The sequence below is a fragment of the Mycobacterium sp. NPDC006124 genome (genome assembly GCF_040614235.1).
Lineage (GTDB): Bacteria > Actinomycetota > Actinomycetes > Mycobacteriales > Mycobacteriaceae > Mycobacterium.
Genome location: NZ_JBEXUA010000025.1, coordinates 1 through 24,153, shown reverse-complemented (window position 1 = coordinate 24,153; position 24,153 = coordinate 1). Strand labels below are relative to the sequence as shown.

Annotated in this window: 18 protein-coding genes and 1 pseudogene; 15 read left to right on the top strand and 4 right to left on the bottom strand. The window is 64.6% G+C overall.

Going from position 1 to position 24,153, the window contains the following annotated elements; all coding sequences use genetic code 11:
• Positions 1–151: 151 nt before the first annotated feature.
• The 6 genes from ABZ195_RS27635 to ABZ195_RS27610 all read left to right on the top strand — a co-directional run bounded on the left by ABZ195_RS27635 (position 152) and on the right by ABZ195_RS27610 (position 8,181).
• On the top strand, positions 152–1,609 hold the full coding sequence (locus ABZ195_RS27635; protein ID WP_318972270.1) for an APC family permease: 1,458 nt from the start codon (positions 152–154) through the stop codon (positions 1,607–1,609).
• Position 1,610: 1 nt separating this feature from the next.
• A complete protein-coding gene (locus tag ABZ195_RS27630; protein WP_318972272.1) occupies positions 1,611–1,976 on the top strand; it encodes a hypothetical protein in 366 nt (121 codons plus the stop codon).
• A 12-nt stretch (positions 1,977–1,988) separates the two neighbouring features.
• Positions 1,989–4,310: a N,N-dimethylformamidase beta subunit family domain-containing protein gene (locus ABZ195_RS27625; protein WP_355223086.1), complete on the top strand. Its 2,322-nt coding sequence runs from the start codon at positions 1,989–1,991 to the stop codon at positions 4,308–4,310.
• A gap of 232 nt (positions 4,311–4,542) precedes the next feature.
• Entirely contained in the window at positions 4,543–5,886 is a 1,344-nt protein-coding gene (locus tag ABZ195_RS27620) for an NAD-dependent succinate-semialdehyde dehydrogenase (RefSeq protein WP_318972276.1), read from the top strand.
• A gap of 150 nt (positions 5,887–6,036) precedes the next feature.
• A complete protein-coding gene (locus tag ABZ195_RS27615; RefSeq protein WP_355223094.1) occupies positions 6,037–7,353 on the top strand; it encodes an aspartate aminotransferase family protein in 1,317 nt (438 codons plus the stop codon).
• Positions 7,354–7,488: 135 nt separating this feature from the next.
• The gene (locus ABZ195_RS27610; protein ID WP_318972278.1) at positions 7,489–8,181 is read left to right on the top strand and encodes a GntR family transcriptional regulator; all 693 of its coding nucleotides are present in this window, start codon (positions 7,489–7,491) and stop codon (positions 8,179–8,181) included.
• Positions 8,182–8,244: 63 nt separating this feature from the next.
• Here ABZ195_RS27610 and ABZ195_RS27605 read toward each other — a convergent pair whose 3' ends face one another.
• Positions 8,245–9,222 (bottom strand): phosphotransferase, encoded by a 978-nt coding sequence (locus tag ABZ195_RS27605; protein ID WP_355223085.1) that lies wholly within the window; start codon positions 9,220–9,222, stop codon positions 8,245–8,247.
• Between the two features lie 237 nt (positions 9,223–9,459).
• On the opposite strand from ABZ195_RS27605, the gene ABZ195_RS27600 reads away from it, so the two are divergent.
• Positions 9,460–10,530, top strand: coding sequence for a phosphotransferase (locus tag ABZ195_RS27600; RefSeq protein ID WP_355223084.1), 1,071 nt, complete (start codon positions 9,460–9,462; stop codon positions 10,528–10,530).
• A 46-nt stretch (positions 10,531–10,576) separates the two neighbouring features.
• On the top strand, positions 10,577–11,938 hold the full coding sequence (locus ABZ195_RS27595) for an aspartate aminotransferase family protein (protein WP_355223083.1): 1,362 nt from the start codon (positions 10,577–10,579) through the stop codon (positions 11,936–11,938).
• 437 nt (positions 11,939–12,375) lie between these two features.
• Here the strand turns inward: ABZ195_RS27595 and ABZ195_RS27590 are convergent, their stop codons facing one another.
• Complete coding sequence (locus ABZ195_RS27590) at positions 12,376–13,269, bottom strand: LysR family transcriptional regulator (RefSeq protein WP_355223082.1); 894 nt, start codon at positions 13,267–13,269, stop codon at positions 12,376–12,378.
• Positions 13,270–13,510: 241 nt separating this feature from the next.
• Here ABZ195_RS27590 and ABZ195_RS27585 point away from each other — a divergent pair, with 241 nt between their 5' ends.
• Together ABZ195_RS27585 and ABZ195_RS27580 are read left to right on the top strand one after the other, a co-directional pair.
• Positions 13,511–14,785: an aminotransferase class III-fold pyridoxal phosphate-dependent enzyme gene (locus ABZ195_RS27585; protein WP_355223081.1), complete on the top strand. Its 1,275-nt coding sequence runs from the start codon at positions 13,511–13,513 to the stop codon at positions 14,783–14,785.
• Positions 14,782–16,275 (top strand): NAD-dependent succinate-semialdehyde dehydrogenase, encoded by a 1,494-nt coding sequence (locus tag ABZ195_RS27580; RefSeq protein WP_318972289.1) that lies wholly within the window; start codon positions 14,782–14,784, stop codon positions 16,273–16,275. Before ABZ195_RS27585 ends, ABZ195_RS27580 begins: the two co-directional genes overlap by 4 nt.
• Positions 16,276–16,775: 500 nt before the next feature.
• On the opposite strand, the gene ABZ195_RS27575 is transcribed toward ABZ195_RS27580, so the two are convergent.
• Together ABZ195_RS27575 and ABZ195_RS27570 are read right to left on the bottom strand one after the other, a co-directional pair.
• Positions 16,776–17,621, bottom strand: a complete 846-nt coding sequence (locus tag ABZ195_RS27575; RefSeq protein WP_355223080.1) for a hypothetical protein — start codon at positions 17,619–17,621, stop codon at positions 16,776–16,778.
• Positions 17,622–18,103: 482 nt separating this feature from the next.
• Positions 18,104–19,672 carry an amino acid permease gene (locus tag ABZ195_RS27570; RefSeq protein WP_355223079.1) on the bottom strand — a complete coding sequence of 523 codons (1,569 nt, stop codon included), beginning with the start codon at positions 19,670–19,672 and terminating at the stop codon, positions 18,104–18,106.
• Positions 19,673–20,083: 411 nt separating this feature from the next.
• Here ABZ195_RS27570 and ABZ195_RS27565 point away from each other — a divergent pair, with 411 nt between their 5' ends.
• The 5 genes and pseudogenes from ABZ195_RS27565 (at position 20,084) to ABZ195_RS27545 (ending at position 23,771) form a co-directional block, all read left to right on the top strand.
• On the top strand, positions 20,084–21,388 hold the full coding sequence (locus ABZ195_RS27565) for an MFS transporter (RefSeq protein WP_355223078.1): 1,305 nt from the start codon (positions 20,084–20,086) through the stop codon (positions 21,386–21,388).
• A gap of 48 nt (positions 21,389–21,436) precedes the next feature.
• A complete protein-coding gene (locus ABZ195_RS27560; RefSeq protein ID WP_355223077.1) occupies positions 21,437–22,516 on the top strand; it encodes a tartrate dehydrogenase in 1,080 nt (359 codons plus the stop codon).
• Between the two features lie 36 nt (positions 22,517–22,552).
• Positions 22,553–22,690, top strand: a pseudogene (locus ABZ195_RS27555) (hypothetical protein); the annotation flags it as partial.
• The gene (locus tag ABZ195_RS27550; RefSeq protein ID WP_355223093.1) at positions 22,690–23,406 is read left to right on the top strand and encodes a glycosyltransferase family 2 protein; all 717 of its coding nucleotides are present in this window, start codon (positions 22,690–22,692) and stop codon (positions 23,404–23,406) included. The pseudogene ABZ195_RS27555 and the gene ABZ195_RS27550, both read left to right, overlap by 1 nt.
• Positions 23,403–23,771 (top strand): DUF2304 domain-containing protein, encoded by a 369-nt coding sequence (locus ABZ195_RS27545; RefSeq protein WP_355223076.1) that lies wholly within the window; start codon positions 23,403–23,405, stop codon positions 23,769–23,771. The genes ABZ195_RS27550 and ABZ195_RS27545 overlap by 4 nt, the downstream gene beginning before the upstream one ends.
• The last annotated feature ends 382 nt before the right edge of the window (positions 23,772–24,153 follow it).

Here is a 24,153-nt window from a genome sequence, read left to right as displayed (position 1 = left end):
GCGCGTCCACGCGCTGGCTACCTTCAGTTCACCATAGTTCTGTGACGACACAGCCGCCGGCCGCGGAACAGGTGCCTATGGCTGCACTTGCCCGGCCGGGTTCCGAACTGCGAATAGCGCGGAATCCCGTCACTCACGGAAGGAACGAATCATGAGTTCGAACGACGACAGCGGGACTTCGGCCAACGCCGAACTCGAGAAACTCGGGTACGACCCCGAGCTGAAGCGAGCGATGAGCTTGGCCGACGTGGTCATCTTCGGCCTTATCTACATGGTGCCGATCGCGCCGATCGCCGTGTTCGGCATCGTGTACAACTTCTCCGCGGGCGCGGTCGGCCTGGTGTACCTCGTGGCCGCGATTGCCATGGTGTTCAGCGCGGTGAGCTACCGGGAAATGGCCAAGACCTTCCCCATCGCGGGTTCGGTCTACTCCTACGTTCGATACGGCATCAACCAGTTCGTCGGATTCCTGTCCGGCTGGGCAATTCTGCTGGACTACCTCCTGATGCCGGCCTTGCTGTCAGTCTTCGCGGCATCCGCCATGGTGTCGCTGGTGCCGAGCATGCCAGCCTGGATCTGGATCATCGTCTTCGTCGTCGTCACCGCCGCCATCAACCTGCGCGGCATCACGTTCACCGCGTCGATGAACAAGATCTTCCTCGTCATCCAGCTCGTCGTCCTAGCCATCTTCTGCGTATGGGCGCTGGTGGCCGTGGCGCAGGGCAAGGGCCACTTCTCCTTCGATCCGATCTTCAGCTCCAACACGTTCACCTGGTCGGTCGTCTTCGGTGCCATTCCGATCGCCGCACTGAGCTTCTGCGGCTTCGACGGCATCTCCACGCTCAACGAGGAAGCCAAAGGCGGCGGCCCGACCGTCGCACGGGCCACCATGATCGTGCTCTGGATCTGCACCGCACTGTTCGTGCTCCAGGTCTACCTCGCCGCGATCTTCGTCCCCAACGGCACAGTCTTCGCCGACGGCGATGACACCAACAACGCCTTCTACAACATCACCGGTCAGGTCATGGCGAACTGGTTCCAGATCGTCGTCACCCTGACGACGGCGCTGATCGCGCTGTTCGCCAACATCGTTGCCTCCAACGGCATCTCGTCGCGCCTCGTGTTCAGCATGGCCCGCGACCGTCAGCTGCCGAAATTTCTGGCGAAGGTGAACTCGAAGACCCAGGTCCCGGCCAACGCGATGATCTTCATCATGGTGGTGTCTCTGGCCGTGGGAATCTTCGGGATCGAGAACCCGGCGCTGCTCACCAGCTTGGTCACCTTTGGCGCCCTGACCGCGTACATCATGCTCCACGTCAGCGTTCTGGTGCACTTCGGGGTAAAGATGAAGAGCCGAAAGATATTCGCCCACTACGTTTCTCCCATCCTCGGTGCCGCCGTGCTGATCTACGCTCTGTGGAGCGGCAGCTTCAACGCCAAGCTCGTCGGGCTGATCTGGTTGGGCATCGGCGTTCTGATCGCCGTGTACTTCCGCGCGACCGGCCGGTCGCTGGCGCAATCGGACATCGACGGCGCATCGGACACCCCCCACACAGCGGCTGACCAGTCGCACGGCACCCCAGTCGTCGCCGCCGAGAAGGAGCGCTGAGATGACCACCACGACCCGACGCAAGGCAACCGATCGCACTGCGGAACTGGCTCGACTTCACGCCCGGCGGACCCTGGAGCGGGTCACCGCCGAACACGACGACGTCGTCGCCGCCGAATTGGACGCCAACCCGTTCGGACCCCACACCGATCGCACCGCTCGGGTGCTCCGGTACCTGCGCAGTCTGCCCATCGCTGGCAAGGAAGTTCTGTTCGCGCCAGGCGATGACGCGTGGGCGATCGGGAAGATCGTCATCGGTGCACCAGGAAACATGATCGTCGAAGACGACGTCTTCGACGACTACACAGCGGCCGCGCGCACCGTATTGCGCCGTCGTCTAGCCCGTTTCGTCGATACCGCTGAATAGGCAGGTTGAACCATGAAGCACGACCCCACCACGATCTTCGGCTACACCGATCGCTTCTCTGCCCGCCCAGGCGAGACGCTGTCGTTCCACGTCAGCAGCGACGAGCCGACTCGGTATGACGCCTCGCTGGTCCGGCTGAGTCACGGTTACACCGGGTCCGCCGGCCCCGGGTTCGTCGAGTACGACGTGCCGGGCGCAAGTTTCGCGGGCAGCTACGCGGGTGAACACCACGTCTGCCAGCCAGGGTCGTTCGTCGAGATCGACGACCCCAAGTCGGTCCTCGCCGACCCAGCCGACGTGGCGATCAGCGTGTACGTCTACGCGACGCTCCCGTTGTCCGACCGCGCCGACAACATCGGCGCATACCACGTCACGCAGAACTCCATGAGTCTGACCAACAAGCGTCAAACGATCTGTGGCACATGGGATGAGGACACCGCAACCGGTTACGCGCTCGTGCTGGACGACGGCGTGCCCACCGTGCTGTGGGGCCAGGACGGGCAGCCGCGGACTCTCTCCACCGCGAGCGTCCTGCAGGCAAACCACTGGTACCGACTCGATCTGCACTTCGGGGGCGGCGCGGGCGAAGTCCAGCTGACGCAGACGCCCATCGCCAACTGCATGAACCAATTCTCCGATCAAGCCTCGCCCATCGACGTCGACGAGGCGACTGCTGCATTGGGTGAAGGCACCCCCGCCCGAAGTGCTCATCCATTCCGGATCGCAGCACTCGCCCGCCGCGACGGCGACCGGTGGCTCGCCGTCGCACCGTTCAACGGCAAGATCGGCGCCCTCACCGTCACCCGGGGCGGGGACCCCATCGACGGCTCCGGTGCCGAACTCCTCGCACGTTGGCACTTCGGTCGCTCGTCGTCCGAGGACGGCCTCTTGCTGTGGGATGTCGTCGACCTCTCGGACAACAACCTGCATGGTCGGTGCTTCAACGCGCCGATACGCGCCGTCACCGGGCCGTTCTACGCGGGGCTGTCGGAGGACTTTCGCCACGCACCCGATGAGTTCGACGCGATCCACTTCCACGACGACGACATCGCCGACGCCGAATGGCCCGTCGCGTTCACTTTCGCGGTCCCCGACGACCTCCCCAGTGGCGTGTACGCCGCCCGCCTAATGGCGCACGACAAAGCGCACTACGTCCCGTTCATCGTGGGGCCCGGCAGCCGGAAGAAGGAGGTGGCACTGCTGCTTCCGACCGCCACCTATCTTGCCTACGCCAACGACCGGACCGCATTCGAAGCCGACGGCGCCGAGGTCATCGTGTCGCACACCCCGATCCTCAACCAGAATGACGTCGATCTACAGAACCACCCCGAATTCGGACGGTGCTGCTACGAGATCCACAACGACGGCAGTGGTGTCGTATTCAGCAGCGTCCGCAAGCCGATCATCACACTCCAGCCCAAGCACCGGGCGTGGTACGGGGCAAACGGCGTCTGGGGCCTGCCGGCAGATCTGTGCATCGTGCACTGGCTTGACTCACTCGACTGCGAGTTCGACGTCATCACCGACGAAGACCTGGACGCAGGCGGCTACGAGCTGCTGGCCGACTACAAAGTAGTGATCACCGGCGCACATCCTGAGTACGTCACCCGCGGCGAACTCGACGCGCTCGACCTGTTCACCGCACGTGGCGGTCGGTTGATGTACCTGGGCGGCAACGGGTTCTTCGCGACCGCATCGTTCGTGCCGGATCAGCCGTACGTGCTGGAACTCCGCCGATCCGCCGGGGGCACCCGACCCCACCAGTCGAATTACGGCGAACGACGGCACGCCACTTCGGGGGAGATGGCGGGACTGTGGCGGCACAAGGGCAAGGCTCCTCAACGCTTGACCGGCGTCGGCTTCGCCGCGCAAGGATTCGACCGCTCGACCCACTACGAGCGGCTCGAAGACAGCCGTGATCCCCTCGCTTCGTTCGTATTCGAGGGAATCGGTGACGATGAGATCATCGGTGACTTCGGCATCATGGGCGGGGGAGCGGCGGGGGCCGAAATCGATTGTTACGATCCGGCCCTAGGCTCTCCGCCGGGCACCCTGGTCCTCGCGACCTCCGGGCCGTTGACCGACGCCTTCCTGGTCGTCATCGAGGAAGTGTACGAAAATCTGCCCGGACAGGGCGGTACTGAACACCCCTACGTCCGGTCCGACATGGTCCTCGGGGCACTCGAGGGCGGAGGCGGCTTCTTCTCCGTCGGGTCGATCGCGTGGACGGCTGCCCTGTCGCACAACGGATACGACAACAACGTGGCGAGAATCACCGGCAACGTCCTGAAACGCTTCGTGGCCAAGGAACCCCTGGATCAGATCGCCGACTGAGCGAAGTTGGACACGGGCTCTCCCCTGGCCGTGCCGGGCACCGGCGGTACTGACGGTCGATGCCGAGCAGTGGGCACCGGCGGATCGACATCGGTGAACCCATCCCGTCGCCCGCCAGTCTCCACCTGCCCCGCCAGCCCACTGTCGTCCGTGCCCTCGACTCGGATCGCTCCTCGTCGGGAGTCACGAAATCCACTGCACGTCAACGAAACAACACTATGAGGAGACAGCCATGAGCAGCTACACCGTGATCGATCCGAGGTCCGGCGAGCAGCTGACGTCCTACCCGGTCGACACCGACGCCGAGATCGACGCGAAACTCGACGCCGCCCACGGCGCCTACAAGACGTGGGCTCGCCAGACGATCGAGGAGCGGGTGGCGCTCCTGCAACGCCTCGCCCAACTCCACGAAGAGCGTCAGGACGCACTCGCCGAGATCATCCAGAAGGAGATGGGGAAATCTCGCGAGGACGCGCTCGGCGAGATCGGCGTGTGCATCTCGATCTATCGTTACTACGCCGAGAACGCCGCCGCATTCCTGGCCGACGAGACGATCGACGTCACCAGCGGGCCGGGTACCGCGGTCGTCCAAAGGCGTCCCGTCGGAGTACTTCTCGGCATCATGCCGTGGAACTTCCCCTACTACCAGGTGGCGCGGTTCGCCGGACCGAACCTCGCGCTGGGCAACACGATCCTGCTCAAACCGGCCCCGCAGTGTCCGGAATCCGGTCTCGCCCTGCAGGGCTTGTTCGACGACGCGGGGTTCCCGGCGGGAACGTACAACAACGTGTTCGCGACCAACGAGCAGGTCGAGCGGATCATCGGAGATCCCCGCGTGCAAGGCGTCTCGGTCACGGGTTCCGAGCGAGCGGGGGCGGCCGTCGCAGAGATCGCCGGCCGCAACCTGAAGAAGGTCGTCCTCGAACTCGGTGGATCGGATCCGTTCATCGTCCTCGGCGTCAGCGACATGGATGAGGCCGTCGACGCAGCCTTCGAGGCGCGCATGGAGAACACCGGTCAGTCCTGCAACGCCGGCAAGCGCGTCATCGTCCTCGACGAGTTGTACGACGACTTCGTCGCGCGATACACCGCGAAGATGTTGGCGCGACCCGCGTCCCCGGTGTCCTCGCTGGTCGCCGCGGAGCGGCTGAGCGACCAGGTGGGCCGTGCCGTGGCCTCCGGAGCTACGTTGCAGACCAGCGGCGAACGCGACGGGGCCTGGTTCCCCCCGGGGGTGCTCACCGGCGTCCAACCTGGCGGTGACGTGTTCTACGAGGAGTTCTTCGGCCCGGTGGCGATGGTCTTCCGCGTTCAGGACGAGGACGAGGCGATCAGGATCGCCAACGACACCCCGTTCGGACTCGGCTCCTACCTCTTCACCACCGATGCCGAGCAGGCCCACCGGGTTGCTGAGCAACTCGAGGCGGGAATGGTCTACATCAACGGCTTCGGCGGCGAAGGTGCGGAGCTGCCGTTCGGTGGGATCAAGCGTTCAGGCTTCGGGCGTGAACTCGGGCGTCATGGGATCGACGAGTTCGCGAACAAGAAGCTGATCCGCACCCTGCGCCAACCCTAGCCATCCGGGGGCAGCGCGCCGCTCTCCCTGAGAGGCGCGCTGCCCCATGGACAGATCAATGCACACTGGCCGGGATCCCCGAAGGGATGGCGCATGACCACGACTGAGTCCACGGCCGGGAACAAGGCCGAGACCGGCGTCTCGGCGGGGATGCCTAACGCATTCGATCCGGCCAGCGCCGCGAACCTGAAGCCTGCGCTGCGTTCGCTGGTGGAACGTCGACGCAATGTCATCGCTCCGAGCAACCGCCTGTTCTACAGCACCCCGGTCGAGGTGGTGCGAGCCGCAGGCGTCCATCTGTTTGACGCTGAGGGCAACGAGTACCTCGACGCCTACAACAACGTTCCCGCCGTCGGCCACTGTAATCCCCATGTGGTGGAGGCCATTTCGCGGCAAGCGGGAATCCTCAACACCAACACGCGGTATCTCACGCCCACGCTCGTCGACTACAGCGAGCGGCTCTTGGCGACTCACGACCCGGCCATCGACCAGGTGCTCTACACGTGTTCAGGCAGCGAGGCCAACGATCTCGCCATCCGGATGGCACGGTATGAGACCGGCGGTGACGCCGTCATCGTGACGTCCAACGCCTATCACGGTCTTACGGCGTCCATTGCCGAGATGTCACCGACGCTGGGCCGGAACGTTCCCCTCGGGACGAAGACGGTGACCATCGACGCACCGGACTACGCCACCGACGAGGACGCCGACACCGTTGGCGCCAAGATGGCCTCGCGTGTGGCGGAAGCCATCGCCCACCTCGAGCGGCAAGGAATGCGGCTTGCGGCATTGCTCGTCGACACCGTGTTCTCCAGCGATGGGCTGATCACCGGTCCAGCCGGATTCCTGAACCCGGTCGTCGACGTGGTTCACGCAGCTGGCGGATTCTTCATCGCGGACGAGGTGCAGGCGGGCTTCGGTCGCACCGGCGAAGTGATGTGGGGCTACCAGCGTCACGGCATCACTCCCGACCTCGTCACCATGGGCAAGCCGATGGCCAACGGACTGCCCCTGGCCGCCGTGGCGACGCAGCGCAAGCATGCCGCCCGATTTGGCCGCGACATCCGTTACTTCAACACATCCGCGGGCAATTCGGTGTGCATCAGTGCCGCCAACGCCATGCTGGACGTCTTCGAGAACGACGACATCCTCGAGAACGTTCGCGCAGTGGGACGGCGGATGTTCGACGGGCTCACCGAACTGACGCGGCAGCACGCATGCGCAACGACCGCGCGCGGAGCCGGACTGTTCGTGGCGGTGGACTTGGTCGACCCCGTGACGGGTGCCCCCGCGCCTCAGTTGGCCGCGTTCGTGGTGAACGGCTTGCGTGAGCGGCGCATCCTGGTGAGCAACACCGGACCCTTCGAGAACGTGCTGAAGATTCGGCCGCCATTGGTCTTCTCGCCGCAGAACGCGCAACATTTTCTGCAGGAGCTGGATGCGGTACTCACCGAAACGACGTCCTGACCTTTGTCGCGTCGATCATGCGGGCGCGTAGCGGGTCGGCTCGTCGCCAATTCGCCGCCGAATTTGGGTGCTACCGTTTTGGCATCGCGAAAGAGGACACAAGACGGGGTTGTCGATGACACTGAGTTTCGTGGCGTGAGTGACGCCCCGTTGGTTCGCCTCAAGAGGGAGGGGACTGTCGACCAGATTGCCGATCAGCTGCGAGAAGGCATCCGCATCGGGTCATTCCGCCCGGGTGAGCCACTTCGCGAGGCCACGCTGGCCGACCAACTGGGCGTCAGCCGGGGGCCAGTGCGTGAAGCACTTCGCCAGCTGGTTCAGCAGGGCATCGCGGTCAACAACTTCAATCGGGGCGTCGTGGTCAAGGAACTCTCCGACGACGACGTGCGGGATGTCTTCGTGGCCCGGGGCGCCATCGAGAAGGAGTGTGCCGCGAACCTCTGGCGATCGAGGGACGCCGCGGTCTTCGGCAGCCTCGAGCGAATCGTGCAGGAGATGAAGTTGGCAGCCAAGCGACACTGCTCGTGGGCGGAGTTGGTAGACCTCGACATCAGCTTCCACCAGACCTTGGTGGACAGCCACTTCAGTCCGCGTCTCGCGGGGATGTACGGCACGCTGCTCATCGAGTCGAGGATGGCGATCGCCGCACTCGACTCCGCGTACCCCAAGCGGGTCGAATTGGCCCATGAGCACCAGGTTTTGATTCGAGCCCTCCGCGGCAAGGATCTCCTTGCGCTCTATGACGAGATCGACGCGCACCTCGACAACACCGCACGAATTCAGAACGCCGCACGGTCTGCCCGCCTACTGGAGCGCACCGGCGAATGACCACGGTGCGCTAGAGCCAGCCGTGCGCCTCATCAGGCACTCGGCTGATTGGCCATCCATGCTTTAGGCGTCGACGAGGTTCGACAACTGCGCGGCACTCCATTCGACGTTGCGCGATAGGTATTCGGCGTTTTCCGGCATCGCTGCGCTGAGATGGAGGGCCATCAGAAGCCGCTGAGCGACCCGCATGGCCACCATACCGCGGATCAATTCGGACTCGGCGTCGGTCATCGCGCACTCCTCGCGGTATCCGTCGATCATGTGCCGGGGGCGCTCCCACGCGTCGCCGTCCGCGGCCACCTGAGACGCCAGCCCGCTCGCCAAATCGGCGGCGCGCCAGGAACGCATCACATCACCCCAGTCCAATACCCCCTGGACGAAGGTGTCCGCGTCGGGGTCGACGAGGATGTTGTCGAGACTGAAGTCACCGTGCACCACCTGTTTGGGGAGCTCGGCTGCCGCGGACTGGAAGACGGATTCGAACCAGTCGAAGACCCAACGCACGGCCGGGGTGTCGGAAAGCCGGCGCATGGCGGCGAGTTCACCGAAGTTCTGTAGGTCGAACATCAAGTGACGGTCTGCTGCCTCGTGGTCGAAGTCGTTGAGGGCGTTCGCCATTCGCGCCAGCACCCGGCCGCATTGGCGAAGCTGTCCAGGCGAGGGCTCAACGGACCTCAAGGTTCGACCGGGCAGGAAGGTCGTCACCCGCATGATCCTGCGGCGGCCGTCGCGCATTTCGACGCTGGGTAGTCGTTGCCCGTCGACGGCGCACAGGATCCGCTCCAGGGGCAGCCGGGGATCCTGACGACCGACGTGAAGTAGGGCCGCGACCTGTAAGTCGACGATGCGCGGATGGTCGCCGGGATGGGCTACCTTGACCACGTAGCCGTCGCCAAGGGGCGTAGCCACGCGGTACGTGTCGTCGCGTTCCGTTGGCAATCGTATTGGGGTGCCCACGATTTCGACCCCGTATACCTCGTTGAGCAGTGGCCGTATCTGCTCTGCGTCCAGCCGCTCGAACGGTTCCGTGAACGTGGTCATCGGTCCAGGTTACCGCCCTGTAAATCGTCAACAATTGACAGGACGGTCTGCGACGAAGTGGGTTGCTGCTTCAGTCGGCCGTTCGCCTCGAGCGGTGGAGCGATCCCCACCCACTATTGGTGACCAATTGACCAATACTATGGTTACCCGATACGGTGGGTGAGGAGCGGCACCGCGGTGAAGCTTCTGCACTGCCCGTGAAGTCGATTCGAAACGACGCCACCGAACTGGGGTTTCATGTCCAAAGCGTCTACCGACCAGGTCGATTCGAACGTCGCCGTTGCCACCGCTGCGGCTGAATTGCTGGGGTGTGGCATCGAGCGGGTGAGCCAGCTTGGTGGTGAGTTGAACCGCACCTATCGCCTAATAGCCGAGGACGGCCGGCGTTTCATCGCGAAGACGGTTCCCGACGACGACGTGGAACGCGCACAGGTGCGTTGGCAGCACGACTTGCTCGACCGATGCGAACCGTCTTCGGATCTGCCCACGCCCCGCGTGATGCGAGATCCATCGGGGTCCGACACCGCTCCTCTGTCGCTGGGCGCCGATCCGTGGTTGGTGTCCTGCTATTCCTGGCTTCCCGGACGAATCGTGGGTGAGATTCCCAGTCATACAGCCGATCTCCTCGCGGCATGGGGTCGAGCTGCGGGTCGCATCGTCGTCGCCTTGCAGGGGATGACCCCCCGGCCGGAGCTCAGAACTACCCATGAATGGGACCTCTTGGCTGCACCTCGGGCCATTGCGACGCATTTCGACGCCGTCGCAGATGACGAGGATCGCCGTAGCGTCGAAACCGTGTTGCAGTGGTTCGACGACATCGTCGCACCACGAATCGCGGACCTGCCACGTTCGGTGATCCACCAGGATCTGAACGACCACAACGTCCTTGCCGAGGTCGATTCATCCGGCGCCCAAGAGCTCACCGGGGTCATCGACTTCACCGACGCACTGTTCTCGGCCAGGGTCAGCGAGGTCGCAATCGCCGGGGGCTACGCCATGCTCAGGAAGTCAGATCCCGTGGCGGCGCTCGCAACCGTGGTCAACGGATTCGGCGAGGTGGTCGAACTGACCGAACTCGAACTGTCGGTGCTCTACCCGATGGCTGCGCTCCGCCTTGCGCTCAACGGAGTGACGTGGGCGTCGAGGAATGCAGCCCTCCAAGGCGGCTACGGATGGAAGCGATCCCAGTACACCTGGGCGACTTTGGCACAGCTGGTCGCGCTCCATCCGCGGGAGGTCCTGGACACGCTGCAAGGCCATCGGGGGCGCGCAAGGCTGACCAATCACCGGGATGACCGACTGGCCTGATGTGGCCGCCCCAAGGACGATGTCCACCAAGTAGGGAGGAGACGTGATGACCCGAGGCTTAGTCGGATCGGACGCGGGACCGGTAACCATGGCCAACGGATTCGATCGTGAGCGGCTCGACGAGCTTCCCTCGGCACTGCGGCAGAAGGTGCAGCGCCGCGAGCGGGTGCTCGGACCCGGATATCGGCTCTTCTACGACGTCCCAGTCGAAGTCGTCCGGGGGCAAGGGACCTACCTGTATGACTCAGCCGGCAACGAATTCCTAGACGCGTACAACAACGTGCCGTGCGTCGGGCACTCCCATCCGCGAGTGGTCGACGCCGTTCACCGGCAGATGCAGTTGGTGAACACCAACACCCGCTACGTCCAGGACATGGTCGTGGACTACGCCGAGGACCTCCTCGGTACCTTTCCCGACGACCTCGGCAACGTCACCTTCACCAGTACCGGTTCGGAGGCCAACGACCTCGCGCTACGGGTGGCGCGACGGGTGACGGGCAGTGAGGGGGTCATCGTCACGGCAAACGCCTACCACGGTCTGACGGCCGCGGTCGCCGCATGCTCGCCCTCACTGGGTGAGAATTCTCCGCTCGGCCCTTACGTGCGGACGATCTCGGCCCCGGACCCGCGGTTGGCGGCTGGTGACCTGTCGGCTCATCTGGCGACCGAGGTGCGACGTGCGATCGCGGATCTACGCCGGCACGGATTCGGTCTCAGCGCACTGATGGCAGACAGCATCTTCTCCTCCGACGGCGTGTTCGCAGACCCCCCGGGCTTCCTGGCCGCTGCCGTGGAGGAGGTGCACGCCGCCGGCGGGCTGTGGATCGCCGACGAGGTACAACCAGGATTCGGACGCACCGGCACCACGTGGTGGGGATTCCAGCGACACGGAATCACACCAGACATCGTGACCATTGGAAAGCCGATGGGTAACGGGCTGCCGATCGCGGCCGGGGTGTTCCGCCCGCACCTGCTCACCGAGTTCGGCCGAGACATCCGGTACTTCAACACATTTGGTGGCAACTCGGTGTCCATCGCCGCAGCGCACGAGGTGCTACGCGTGATACGCGACGAAGAGCTGATCGCCAACGCCGGGAGAGTGGGTGCGGCGCTTCGCGACGGCATAGCCCAGATCACCGGCAACGACCCACGTTTCACCGACGTGCGAGGCGCTGGCCTCTTCATCGGCGTGGAGGTCGGCTCGACCGAGCACCCCGGCCGACCGGATCCGCGGGCGGCGGCATCGATCGTCAACCGTCTGCGCGACCGTCGCGTGCTCATCTCCGCTTCCGGCTACCACGGAAACGTTCTGAAGATCCGCCCGCCGATGGCGTTCCGCGCCGCGGATGCCGACCGGCTGCTCACCGAGCTCGAGTCGGTGGTGAGGAGCGAACTCGATCCGGGCTAGTTCGAGCCAGCGCCGTGTGGCGGTCGATGCCGTTCACCACCACCATCTCGAGCGTGCCGTCGGACGTGCACGCCTCGGTTACCGCCGTGACTCGCAGTTCGACCGGAGCGCCGGGGGACGGCTGCGGCGGTCGGACGCCGTGACGGTGTCGGTCCACACCCGCGGCGGGTCTGGGCGGCACTCGCGGTGCCATCGCCGGAAGGACGGTCCCGAGCACCTCCGTTGCGCGGCAACATCGTGCATCTCAGCCACCAGAATCTGATGGACGATGTGGTCGGTCGTCATTGGCATGGGTGCCAAGCCTGCGGCGGATCGCCTAGTCCAACGATGTCGCTGCGACGACCGTGAACGTCATCAAGCGGCTCGCCCTGGACGGTCCTCTGGATGACATCGGATCAGACAGCGGCGGGTCGGCAGCGACGGAGATTCGCCGCTGCTCACCCTCGTCCATCAGCGAGCAGCTGGGCGAACGCCGCTCGGCAGGCGGTCACGGAGGGACGTCGCTCGGCGCCGGAGCGGCAAACGAACGAGATGCCGCGCAAGTGGTGAAAGTCCGCGAGAGCAGCCGAAGCCACGTCCACACCAGCGCCGCGTACGAGTAGGTCAGGCAGAAAGGCTGCAGCCACACCTGCCTGAACCATCCGGAGGTGGAACAAGAGATCCGGCGACTCAAACGCCACATCCGGCTCGAAGCCGTTCTGACGGCAGATATTTCGAGTCCAGGCGTTCGCCTCCGTGCCGCTTGGCTCAAGCACCCAGCGGGCACGCTTCAACTGTTCGAGACGTGACGCGCTCGAATTGGCAGGCGGATACACCCGAATGGGATCCTCCAGCAGCGTTTCGGCGTGCAGGTCCGGAGGAGTCGTACGCGAAGTGCCGGGGTAAGTGTCGACCAACAGGACGTCGGTCCGGCGTGACGACAGCAGCCGCAGACCGGGTTCAGGCTCGACTTGCCGGTACCGAACATCGAGCTGCGGGTGGAGTTCATGCAAGCGGGAGATTAAACGGGGAACCAGCAGGCGGCTGACGGTGGTGAATGCGGCCAGTCGCAGCACACCGCGAACGTTGGTGTCACTGGACGCCAGGTCGCTTTCCGCGCGTTCGAGTATGGCCACGATGTCCTCGGCGTGACGTGCCAGCTCCTCGCCGGCATTGGTGAGCCGGACGCCCCGGCCGACCTTCTCCAAGAGTGGTACGCCGGCCTGAGCCTCCAAGGCACTCAGCTGCTGCGATACCGCGGAATGCGAATAGGACAGCGCCTGCGCTGCCGCAGTGATACTCCCGCGCAACTGCACCTCGCGAAGTAAGACCAGCTTGCGTACATCCAACATCAGCCGACGCCCGCGCCAGGACTCTGAGACATGTAAGAAATACTGACAGGTATATGTTCAAAAGCGTCGCTTTTCATGAAATGGTTTGCCGCAGTACGTTGTGTCTACCACCGAAGGTTGCGTGCCAGTCGGTCGCGCACGACGAGGTGAGCGCGGTGACCACCGTCGAGGACGGGCCGTAGTTGCAGGAGGGCTCCGCCGGTGGCCGGACTTCAGCGATTCCATTTCGAAAGGTACTGCCGTGTCGGTAAATTCAGGCATTCTCGATGGGCCAGCATTGTGGTCCGCCCAAGCGCATCTTCCGTCTGTGCTCGGCCGACAACTGGTGATCGAACGCGGTGAGGGGTGCTACGTCTACACCGCGGATGGGCAACGGTTGTTCGATGGTACTGCCGGTTTGTGGCACGCCAATGTCGGTCACAGTCATCCCGACCTTGCCGCCGCCGCGCTTACTCAGATGCTGAAGCTCGAGACCTACCACATCTTCGGCCGGTTCGTGAACGACCAAGCCTTGGCGCTCGCGAACCGACTCGCCACCATGTCACCGATTGACAACCCGAAGGTGATCCTGAATTCAGGTGGTTCGGACGCGATCGATGTCGCGTGCAAGCTCGCGCGCCGACACTGGCAGCGCGAGGGGCGCACCAGCAAGACCACGATCATCAGCCGTGAGTTCGCCTACCACGGTCTGCATGCGTACGGAACCAGCATCGCCGGCCTGGAGTTCAACCGCGACGGTTATGGCACCGACTCTCTCGTGCCGGAGACACGTCGGGTGCCCGTGCACGACGTTGATGCCCTCAAGGGCGTGATCGCGGACGTAGGCGCTGAGAACATCGCGGCCATCGTGACCGAGCCCATTCAGGGCACCGGCGGTGTCAACCCTCCTCAAGTGGGCTATCTGGAAACGCTCCAACAGCTGTGTCGAGAAAACGACATCCTCTTCGTCTTGGATGAGGTCATCACCGGATTCGGCAGAACCGGCTCGATGTTCGCCGCGGATAGGTTCGGATTGAGCCCCGACCTCATCACCTTCGCCAAGGGTGTCACCTCGGGTTACGCGCCACTCGGCGGCGTGCTTGTGTCCCCAAGGGTCTGGGAGCCCTTCTACGTCGACGACGGCGCTACGCCGATCTTCCGGCACGGAGCCACCTACGCGGGTCACGCCACCGCCTGCGCAGTGGCCATGGCCAATCTCGACGTGCTGGAGCGCGACGGCCTGGTAGAGCGGGCCGGTGAGCTCGAACAGCTGTTGCGCGAACAGCTCGACCAGCTGTTCGCCGACCGCCCCAGCGTGGCTGATATTCGTGTGGCCGGGTTCCTGGGGGGTGTCACCTTGCGGGGGGACCTGTCCGCGGAAGTCGTTGCGGACAGGTTGATCGACATCGGGTTCATCTCACGCCCCCTGCGCGGCAACACGCTGCAACTAAGCCCTCCCTTCATCACGACCGACGAGGAACTGACTCAGTACGTCGGCGCCATCTCTCACGTTCTGATTGAGGAGGAGTCCAAGTGAGAACCGAACCGACGGCGAAGACCAGCGTGCGAATCGCCGACCCACAGCGGGCTGCCGCGGCCGATGCCGTGGTAGCTGCCTTGAGCTTGGCCAAAGGCGCGCGCAATGCCGACGTCTTCAACCCTGCCACAGGCGATTTGGTGGCAGCCGTACCCGATATGGACGTCGACGGCGCGCTTCGCGCGGTGGCGGAAGCGGACGAAGCCGGCCGCGAGTGGGCCGCACGCACTCCGCGGGAGCGTGCCGATGTCCTGCGCCGCTGGTACGACCTGCTGATCGAGCACGCCGACGAGCTCGCCTTGCTCATCACCCGGGAGATGGGCAAGCCGCTCGCTGAATCCCGCACAGAAGTGACCTACGGCAGCGACTTCGTCCGTTGGTACGCCGAGGAAGCCGTGCGCCCGGGAGGCAATGTTCGGGACCTACCGACGGGCGGTGGTACGTTGCTGACTCGCCGCGCTCCTGTCGGGCTCTCAGTCATGATCACACCGTGGAACTTTCCGCTCGCCATGGCGACACGAAAGATTGCACCGGCTTTGGCGGCGGGGTGCCCCGTGGTCATCAAACCTGCGATGCTGACGCCGCTGGCCACCTTATTCGCTGTCGACCTTGCGCGACGAGCCGGGGTTCCCGACGAACTCGTCCGGGTCGTCACGACCGATGACGCGCCTGCGTTCAGCGAAGCGGTCCTCACCGACGCCCGGGTGCGGAAGGTGTCCTTCACCGGCTCCACCGGTGTCGGCAAGGTGCTGCTACGGCTCGCCGCGGACAACGTCTTGCGTTCCTCCATGGAACTCGGCGGCAACGCGCCGCTGATCGTGTTCGACGACGCCGATCTCGAGCGCGCCGTCAATGGGGCTTTCGCGGCGAAGATGCGCAATGGGGGTCAGTCGTGCATCGCCGCGAACCGCATCTTCGTCCAGGAAGGTATCGCAGACGCATTCGTCGAGGGGCTGGCCGAGAAGCTGGCGGCCGCACGCGTCGGCGATGGCCTCGCCGACGACGTCGACCTTGGCCCGCTGATCGACGACCGTGCGGTGGCAAGCATGCAGAAGCTCGTCGACGACGCCGTCGGCAACGGCGCGACCGTGCGCACCGGCGGAAAGGCTATCGCAGGCAGAGGCTACTTCTTCGAAGCGACCCTTCTCGATCAGGTGCCGGTCATCGCTGAGGTCGCCAACACCGAGATCTTCGGTCCCATCGCGGCAGTCCAGCGCTTCACGACTCAAGCCGAAGCCATCGCCCGCGCCAACGACACTGTCTATGGCCTCGCCGGCTACGTCTTCACGGAGAATCTGGATCGCGCGCTCAACGTCGCCGATGCGCTGCACACCGGATTGGTGGGGATCAACCAAGGTGTGCCCTCCAGTGCAGCTGCACCGTTCGGCGGGATGAAACACAGCGGTATGGGCCGGGAGGGGAGCGCCGAGGGGCTCGAGGAATACCAGGAGACTCGCTTCTACAACGTCGCCCGTCGCGCAACCGAGTGAACACGTGCTGCAAAGTGCGGGATTGAGGCCAGGCACGACACGCATCGGTGACAGTCCGTCGACGCGGTGCCGTTGGTTTCGGGTCGTGGCGGGGCGCTAACCGCGTGTCGAACAAGCGTCCCAACATGGCGTCGTTGACGACCGGCTTCGCGCAGGCACCGATCAGCATCGCCGTGGACATCCCCAAGGAGCGTCGGAGGGCGTGTGATTGCGCTGCCTGCGGCTTGGTGGGGTCGGGCGGGTGACGAACCAAGTGAGGGCGCGGCTTGGCCAGCCTCTGGGAGTTCGGATCAGCTGATGGTGGTGGTAAGAGCCGCCGCAGTCCGAAGCCCGGGAAACGCGTGGGGTTGAAGAACTGTGCGCGCATGTGCCCGGCGGGCGGTAGCCGTTCAGGTCGGATCGTGTGTTGGTTCCGCCCCGCGCAGCAATTGCTGACGTCGGTGCGCTGCATCGAGGCGGGGTCCGTCGCTCGTCTGGTGAGACTGCCGCGCTGCACGTCGTCAGCGATCAGGTCGGCCGCGTCGACTCCCGGTGGCGCATGCCCCGGACACGAGACGGACGATGATTGGGTCTGAAGAGCGCGTCGTTGACGGCTTGAATTCAGGGCGGGTTGATGTCACCGCGATCGACTTCTCGGTCCCACGCCGTGAGGACCGGTTCACGCCGTTGGCCAGGAACTGAACTGGCAGCAGCTCAGCGTCGACCGGGTCGGTGACGGCTGCAGCGAGGAGGTCGGCGTACGTGTGGCCTTGGGGCGTGGCGTAGAACTGGGCGATGATGCCCGTGCGGTCGTCTAGGCCTCCCTCGGTGCTGCCGGTGTGCGGAGCGGTGACCGTGTTGGTCATCTGCCGGGCGAACTCTTCCACCGCAGCTGCTAGCCGATTCGGCCATGGCTGTACATCGTGGTGTAGCTCGCCCCCCATTCGGGCACTCACGGCGTCGGTGATCGCCGCGGCCAACCCGCTTTTCGTCAGTAGGCCGACCGCAGCGTCGAGCAAGCTTCGTGTGCGCGCCGTGAGCGCGTTGGACGAGCGGTGGTCGCACGTGCGGTGAGCTGGTGACTGGAACCCCGTGGACGCCGCGACGAGGCGTATGGCGTCCAAATCTGCTGCGATGGGGCGAGTTTGGATTCGATCGCGCGAACCGCGTCCGCCCGAGCGGTAGCCGCAGCCGAGCGTCGGAGCGTTCTCCACGATCGCTGCGGCGGCCGTGACCGGGTCGCCTTGCTGCGTGCGGTCGCGCACGACGGCGCCGTCGCGGGTGCGCCCGGCGGTAGCGACGTACTCCTCGATGATGTGGTGCGCCAGGTTCAGGGATCGGCCATCGAGGAAGTCGGCGCCAAACACTCCGGGGTCCACTGGCGGCACTCCGATGTCGAGTGGCGACACCTCGGTGAGACCCTCGACGGCGAATTTCGACGCGCTCTAGATGGCCCACCCCGCGCCCGGCTAGGTGAAGCCTCCCACGACCGGCCCGCTCGTCGCGACAACCCGTTCGATCATCCCGTTGCGCTCCAAACGGCCGCAGGGCGCAGCTGCTCGCAGTCGCTCATCCCCGTCCCGCGTAGAAAATGCTCAGGAGGGCACTCAGCGTCAGAATCCGTTCCGCCACAGCGAGGTTCGCGCGGAGGACGTCGCAAGACTTTGCGGCCCTCATCCGGGAAGTTGATGACGATCACAGTCGGCGAGGGTGACGTCTTCGAAACGGTCCTCACCGACGCCGACGTTCGAGAACTGCTCGGCTAGTACGTCATCCGGTCTCGGCGCCGGGCCCCTCGGTGTCGAGGCAAGAGGGGCCTGGCGGTATGTCGCCGAAGCGGGTCAGCGGTCTAGATGAGGTCGAGTTCGTCGGCGACGGTGGTCACCTGCTTGATGGGTCCGGTGAACCACTTCTTCACCGACACGTGCCAGTAGATGAACAGCAGGATCAGCACGCCGCCGACGAGCAGCGGGGTGTAGTTGACGAATTTCCACTCGAAGCTCGGGTCCCACGGCATGCCGCCCATCGACGTCGGGAACATGGCGATGATCGAGGTGACGATGATCTCGACGAGTGCGACCGGTGCCATCCACTTGTGATGCCCACGCAGATTCCACCTGCCGATGGGGAACGAGTCGCCGGCCTTCCAGCGGTAGTAGATCGGCACCGCGAAGCACAGATACAGACCGACGACGCCGATGGAGGCCACGGCGAAGAAGGCGACCGGCACGGGTGCGCCGTTGATGTCGACCTGGACCAGCGCCGGCAACGTGATGATCGCCGCGATCACCGCCGTGACGATCACGCCGTTGGCCGGGATCTTGTTCTTGCTCACCTTGGACCACAGCTGATGTCCGGGCACCGCGCGGTCGCGGCTGAAGGCGAACAACATTCGCGAACAACTGGTCTGGACGGCAGTGAGGCAGAACAACTGGCCGGCCGTCGAAATCAGCAACACCACGCCCACCCACGGTGAGCTCATGGCCTGGCTGAAGATCACCGCGACCGCACCGCCACCCGCGGAGACGGCGTCGGAGTCGTTGACCGCGAACAGGAAGGTGAGCAACAGGATCCAGCCACCGATGGCCGAGTAGAAGATGGCTCGCCAGATGCCCTTGGCCGCACCGTCGGCCGCGCTCTTGGTCTCCTCGGAGATGTGCGCGGACGCGTCGTAGCCGGTGACCGTGTACTGGGTGAGGATCGCCGAGATCGGCAGCACGAAGAGCAGCCACCCGACACCGGAGGTGGCGCCGCCGAACATGCCCGTGTTGTTGATGGTCTTGGCGAACACGTCCGACAGGCTCGCGTGCTGCTCGGGGATCACGATCAGGATCGCGATGACGATGGCTGCGCCGGCGACGTGCCACCACACCGAGACGTTGTTGATGACCGCGAGCAGGTGCGAGGAGAAGATGTTGATGGTCGCCGACAATGCCAAGATCACCAGGAACATGACGAAGACCCTCGTCAGGCTGTAGCCAGCCAGCCACGTCTCGCTGAACGTGCCGAGGGTGAGGTCGAGGAACGTCGCCGCGCCGTAGGCCGTGGACGCAAGGATGGCGATCAGGCCGATGAGATTGAGCCAGCCGGTGTAGAAGCCGGCCTTGGCGCCGCCGAGCTTTGCTGCCCACCAGTAGATGCCGCCGGAAGTCGGGAACGCCGAGACCAGTTCGGACATGCACATTCCGATGATCAGGATGAACACCGAGACGATGGGCCAGCCCCAGGCGATGGCGGCCGGGCCGCCGTTGTTCCAGCCGAGGCCGAATGAAGTGAAGCAACCCGCCAGGATCGAGATGATCGAAAACGAGATGGCGAAGTTGCTGAAGCTGGACCACGAGCGGTTGAGCTCTTGGGTGTAGCCGAGTGACGCGAGGTGCTTCTCGTCGTCAGACAGTTCTTCGTGACCCTCTGGCACGGTGATTCTCCTTCTTGGGGAGCGCCCAAGGAGGCGCCCACTGGTGGGGAGCATAGACTATTGGCGGACTTCCGATTGTCTAACAATCAACATTCGCGTAGTGTCCGTCGCATGGACGGCGGGATCGGCAACCAACTGACGGGCCCGCTCCAGGAGCTGAACCCTTCACGCGGACGAGTGCTATGGATGCAGAGCACCTCACTCACCAGCGTCTACGGGTGCTGCTCGGCGGCGACGGTGCGCCGGCAAGCGGAAGTCACCGCAGCTCGCCGACGAGCCACATCGCCCACACATCGGCCCCGCCATCGCCACGATTGCCGCTTTCCGAGTTAGAGCTCATCTGACGGATTTCCGCCTCGATGTCTCCAGGGGAATTTGGAGCCCTAGGCGCGCACCGGACGAACCACGTCGGTGGCTCAAGGGTGGCGACGAGCGGCCAATGAAGTGTTCACGTGCGGTACCACGCCACGCCGTCCGTCCCGCGCCAGCCAGGAGGCCTTCAGTATGAAAAACGTTCGGGCCGATCTGCACGACGACCCGGTACGCCTACGAGTAGCCACTGCTGGTGTCTTCGTATCCTTCGGCATCGTTCTCGGCACGTGGGCGGCATACATCCCAGTGGTCAAGAACGTCATCGGCGCAACGTCGTCGACCATGGGCATCATTCTGCTCGTCGTCGGCGTCGGAGCACTCATCGGAATGCAATTCAGCGGTCGCGCAGTCGACAGGTACGGAAGTGGATGCGTCGCAGCGGTCGGTGGCGCCGCCATTCCGCTCGCACTCGTACCGCCACTCGTCCTCTCGACACCGCAGACCGTCGCCGCATCTGCGCTGTTCTTGGGTATCGCAGTCGGCATCAGCGAAGTGGGCATGAACGCATCTGCAGTTGCCGTCGAGCGCGACTATGGCCGTCCGATCATGGCGTCCTTCCACGGAATGTTCTCGATCGGCACTGTCGTCGGCGCCTTGTGCGGTGGAGTAGCCCTCGCCTCAGGGATGAACATGCACGTCACGGCCGTGGCGATCGCGGTCCTGACACTGCTCTTAAGCAGTGCTGCCGCGCCGACGTTGCTTCGATCAACCCCCCGCGGCGGGGTGATTGCCGAGTCGACCGCCGACAGCACCGACGGTCCGAAGCGCAACCAGCGATGGCAACTCGCCGCACTGAGCACGCTGTCCTTCCTGCTCCTCTTGGTTGAAGGGTCGATGACCGACTGGAGTAGCTTGCACACCCAACAACATCTCGACGCCTCGCCGGACTACGGGGCCCTGACCCTTGCCTGCTTCGTGACGGCCATGACCATAGGACGGTTCAGCACTGACCGCGTGGCGTCGCGCATCGGGCCAGTAGCGGTGCTGCGTTGGGGCTGCCTGTCGTCTGTGGCAGGCCTGCTGATCGTCACCCAGGTGAGCTCCTTGCCGATCACCTTCATGGGTTGGATTCTGGTGGGGATCGGCCTATCCGGCGGCCTCCCACAGGTGTTGACGGCCACAGGCAACGTCCCCGGCACATCTGCCAGGGCGCTGTCGCACGTCGTCGGCATCGGCTACCTGGCCATCGTTGCAGGCCCCGCAACCATGGGCTGGTTGGCTGACCTGTGCAGCCTCAACGGTGCGTTCGCGTTACCGATCGTGGCGACGACGATTTGCGCCCTTGCGGCAAAGGCGGTGGCAGGAAGCGAAAGCAGCCCACGACTGCCCGCTCCAGTCGTGTAAGCGTAGAGCCGCCAACCCGCCCATCCCGTCCGAAAGGAATGCCTCAGTATGTCCAACACTCACCGCATCGCGGTCATCCCTGGCGACGGCATCGGCACCGAAGTCGTGCCCGAAGGTTTGCGCGTCCTCGACGCGGCTGCAGCGGCGTTCGACTTCGAGGTCGACTTCGAGCACTTCGACCACTCCAGCGCCCAGTACTACGTCAAGCATGGAAAGATGCTGCCCGACAACTGGTTCGATGAGCTCAAGGGCTTCGACGCCATCTACTTCGGTGCCGTCGGGTGGCCCGAGGTGGTGCCCGATCACGTCTCGTTGTGGGGCAGCCTGCTGCAGTTCCGGCGGGCCTTCGACCAGTACGTCAACCTACGGCCGGTGCGGTTGATGCCGGGAGTGCGGAGTCCGCTGACCGGCCGCGAACCTGGAGACGTCGACTTCTACGTTGTGCGGGAGAACACCGAAGGCGAGTACTCCAGCGTCGGGGGGAGAATGTTCGAGGGCACCGACCGCGAGATCGTCATGCAGGAGACGGTCATGACGCGCGTCGGCGTCGACCGAATCCTCCAGTACGCGTTCGACCTTGCGCAGAGCCGACCCAAGCGGCACCTCACCTCGGCCACGAAGAGCAACGGCATATCGATCTCCATGCCGTACTGGGACGAGCGGGTGCAGGCGATGTCCGCCAACTATCCCGGCGTCGACGTGGACAAGTACCACATCGACATCCTGACAGCGAACTTCGTCATGCATCCCGACTGGTTCGACGTCGTCGTCGCGTCGAATCTGTTCGGCGACATCCTGTCTGATCTCGGACCGGCGTGCACTGGCACCATCGGCATCGCACCAAGTGCCAACATCAACCCCGAGCGACGCTTCCCGAGTTTGTTCGAACCCGTGCACGGTTCCGCCCCCGATATCGCCGGCCGAGGCATAGCCAACCCCGTCGGCCAAATCTGGTGCGCCTCCATGATGTTGGCACACCTTGGCGAAAAACACGCTGCCGCAGCAGTACTCGCGGCGATCGAAACGGTGCTGGCTAAGGGCGGGGACACCCTCACCCCGGACATGGGTGGATCGGCTGGCACCGACACCCTTGGCAAGGCCGTCGCCGACGCCGTGGCGGCCTCATGAGTGGCCCCAGCACGTCGCGGGGTGGATCGGGGCGAGCTCGCCTCGACGCTGCCGCTCCTCCTGCCGTGGCAGCTCCAGACACGCACGATCGTCGCGCGGCTCTGCGGCCCGGTGAGTGGAATCGCCGTGCACGTGGTCGCGCGGGCGCGGGTCCCTGCGCCGGCGAACAGGTAATCTCCAACGGCATTGACGTGCCAGCGAACCAGTACCACGACACGTGGATCGTCATCCCCGCCTTCACCGAGGCGAGCGTCATCGCCGACGTCGTCTCCGACGTCCGCACCGTCTTCGACCACGTGGTGTGCGTCGACGACGGCAGCCGCGACGACACCGCCGAATGCGCCTGGCGCGCAGGTGCCCACGTCGTCCGCCATCCCGTGAACCTCGGCCAGGGCGCGGCCATCCAGACCGGCGTCGAGTACGCCCGCGCGCAACCGGGTGCCCGGGTGTTCGCCACCTTCGACGCCGACGGCCAGCATCGCGTCAAGGACGTCATCCGGATGATCGACCGGCTCGCCCGCGAGGACCTCGACATCGTCGTCGGCACCCGGTTCGCGGGATCGGTGCCCAAGACCATGCCGACGCTCAAACGGCTAGCGCTGCCGGTGATCGCCAAACTCAGCCGAACCAGTCGAAAGCTGAAGCTGACCGATGCCCACAACGGCCTGCGGGTGTTCAGCCGGACTGTCGCCGACGCGCTGAACCTGACCATGAACGGCATGGCGCATGCCAGCGAGATCGTCGTGCTAGTCATCGAAAACGATTGGCGCATCGCCGAAGAACCCATCGAGATCCTCTACACCGACTACTCGATGTCCAAGGGCCAGCCACTGGTCAACGGCGTCAACATCATCTTCGACGGTCTGCTACGAGAGAGGATGCGCCGGTGAAGTGGATTCAGGTTCTGCTGATCGGCGCGATCGTCGTCCTGCTCGTGTACCTGCTGAGCTCACGGCGCAGTGCGCGGTCGCGGGCGTGGGTCAAGATGGGCTACGTCGTGTTCGTGCTCGCGGCGGTCTCCGCGATCGTGCGACCGAACGACACGACCCTTGTCGCCAACTGGCTCGGTGTCGACCGCGGAGCCGACCTGCTGGAGTACGCGCTCGTCATCGCGTTCTTGTTCACCGCGATCAGCACCTACCTGCGATTCAAGGATCTCGAGCTGAAACACGCGCAGATGGTTCGCGCGGTCGCCCTCGAAGGTGCCCGGGTACCCGATCCCCACCAGCGATTTGCGGCGTCTGACCTGCGGTGAGCGCGTCTAGCACGCCGCGAATCACGGGGGGTAGTGGCAAATCGCGGAAGAAGTCCACGGTGCGCGTGAGGCCGTCGGCGAACCGCACTTGCGGCCCTCAGCCCCGCGCACTCTCGGTGAACCGTCTCGGGTTTCATGCACCCTCGGGATGCTGTGAGCCGGCCAGCCTTCTACGTGTGGGTGGGCGACACACACGGAACGTGAGCCGCCAAAGATTCGGAGGAACATGCCGGAGCTTTGGTGGGATCCACTTGCAGGGGCTCGTTAGACGATGCGGGGGAGGGCTAGGTCAAGTCCATGGACGTGGTGTACGACGTCGTCGTGTGATTCTTCGAGTTGATCGTTCAGGCGGGCAGTGCCGCGGGGGTTTCCTCCTGTTCTG

Bases quoted from the DNA above. Each gene is read 5' to 3' on its own strand.
- ABZ195_RS27635 (WP_318972270.1), top strand. From the start codon at position 152: ATGAGTTCGAACGACGACAGCGGGACTTCGGCCAACGCCGAACTCGAG.
- ABZ195_RS27630 (WP_318972272.1), top strand. From the start codon at position 1,611: ATGACCACCACGACCCGACGCAAGGCAACCGATCGCACTGCGGAACTG.
- ABZ195_RS27625 (WP_355223086.1), top strand. From the start codon at position 1,989: ATGAAGCACGACCCCACCACGATCTTCGGCTACACCGATCGCTTCTCT.
- ABZ195_RS27620 (WP_318972276.1), top strand. From the start codon at position 4,543: ATGAGCAGCTACACCGTGATCGATCCGAGGTCCGGCGAGCAGCTGACG.
- ABZ195_RS27615 (WP_355223094.1), top strand. From the start codon at position 6,037: ATGCCTAACGCATTCGATCCGGCCAGCGCCGCGAACCTGAAGCCTGCG.
- ABZ195_RS27605 (WP_355223085.1), bottom strand. From the start codon at position 9,222: ATGACCACGTTCACGGAACCGTTCGAGCGGCTGGACGCAGAGCAGATA.
- ABZ195_RS27600 (WP_355223084.1), top strand. From the start codon at position 9,460: ATGTCCAAAGCGTCTACCGACCAGGTCGATTCGAACGTCGCCGTTGCC.
- ABZ195_RS27595 (WP_355223083.1), top strand. From the start codon at position 10,577: ATGACCCGAGGCTTAGTCGGATCGGACGCGGGACCGGTAACCATGGCC.
- ABZ195_RS27590 (WP_355223082.1), bottom strand. From the start codon at position 13,269: ATGTTGGATGTACGCAAGCTGGTCTTACTTCGCGAGGTGCAGTTGCGC.
- ABZ195_RS27560 (WP_355223077.1), top strand. From the start codon at position 21,437: ATGTCCAACACTCACCGCATCGCGGTCATCCCTGGCGACGGCATCGGC.